The sequence below is a fragment of the Lactobacillus sp. N54.MGS-719 genome (genome assembly GCF_000980505.1).
GTDB classification, from domain to species: domain Bacteria; phylum Bacillota; class Bacilli; order Lactobacillales; family Lactobacillaceae; genus Lactobacillus; species Lactobacillus amylovorus.
Genome location: NZ_LARO01000105.1, coordinates 1 through 1,359, shown reverse-complemented (window position 1 = coordinate 1,359; position 1,359 = coordinate 1). Strand labels below are relative to the sequence as shown.

Genomic DNA, 1,359 nt, shown 5'->3' with positions numbered 1-1,359 from the left:
TTACGTTGATACTGATGACGACATTCGTTTTATCCGTCGTCTTGAACGTGACATGAAGGAACGTGGTCGTTCACTTGATTCAGTTATCAACCAATACTTAGGCACAGTTAAGCCAATGTACAACCAATTTATCGAACCAACTAAGCGTTACGCCGACATCATCGTTCCTGAAGGCGGAGAAAACGACGTAGCTATCGATATGTTAACTACAAAGATTCAATCAGTTTTGAATCAATAGAAAATAAAAAAATAGCATGGGAAAATTGCCCATGCTATTTTTGCACTTTCAATTATTTATTTTCATCATCCAAAATTCTGTTGTACTTCTTGGCAAAGAAGACCAGAAGCAAGACACTGGCAATGACATAAATGACAGCTGCAATGTAGTAAGCATTAGCATAGCCATTTGGTGTATTGAACAAGTAGAATTCAGTGAACAAACCATCGATGACACCCACAATGGCATAGGCGATCATGATAATAAACTGATTGGTCGTTACACAGGTTAAAGCCATAAAGATCGCGGTCATTGGCGGCAAAATAAACAAGATCTTACGATAACCCCACTTGTGCACCGTTGCGATCATAATGGACATCAAAATCGCAGTTGCTGCATTAAAAATGTTTAACCCGGAAATCAGGTGCGGCGCAACGATTTTATAATATGACAAAGCTGCATCGTTGGTAATCCCAGTAACCGCACCTAAAATGCCATAAATCCACAATAAATAATGACATTATGCTTATAACGCGGATTCCAGTTCCTTATGGCTTCCGCCTCAGCTTCTTTTTCTTCATTAGATCGTTTCATATTATCCCCTTCTTTATGAAAGCACATACATCTTTCAACTTCATTCTAGCATAGTTATATGTATACGTTAAAAAGGGATTGGTTATAGTTACTTTGTCTTAGGCTTAAGTGCTTTATCAAATAAATTAGTGATTAATTTGACCAAAACACCATCAAACAATAATGAAGAAATCATACTGGTGATAAACATCAAGATTTGCAAACTTGGACGATAGTGACTCCAGCCAAAGATGAAATATGATGGGATAAAACCACCAAGGTTGGCAAAGAAAGCACCGGTTAAAACGCTACCCCAAGAAAATCTTTCATAGCGGGACTTTTTAGGGAAAAAGCCGATTTCATTAGTAGCACCTTGAATTAAACCTTCCAAGATGGTAAGTGTGCCCCATTGGCCACCGATCGCCATTTCTACTGTCGCAGCAATTAATTCGCCAATCGTACCGGAACCCACTGTGGGCACAAAGTACATTGCAAGCGGTGCTGCCATGTACCAAAGACCCGTGAAGATATTATCCACAACTGGTGCATAACCCGTTGGCAAAAAACTC

The 1,359-nt window shown here is 39.3% G+C and carries 1 protein-coding gene and 2 pseudogenes; 1 reads left to right on the top strand and 2 read right to left on the bottom strand.

Features of this window, described 5'->3' with window-relative positions; genetic code table 11:
- Positions 1-238, top strand: a pseudogene (locus WS44_RS09300) (uridine kinase); the annotation flags it as partial.
- 196 nt (positions 239-434) lie between these two features.
- Here WS44_RS09300 and WS44_RS09295 read toward each other — a convergent pair.
- Both WS44_RS09295 and WS44_RS09290 read right to left on the bottom strand, forming a co-directional pair.
- Positions 435-811, bottom strand: a pseudogene (locus WS44_RS09295) (MFS transporter); the annotation flags it as partial.
- 88 nt (positions 812-899) lie between these two features.
- The coding region (locus WS44_RS09290; protein ID WP_046434098.1) for an ECF transporter S component at positions 900-1,359 on the bottom strand (460 nt) is incomplete at its 5' end.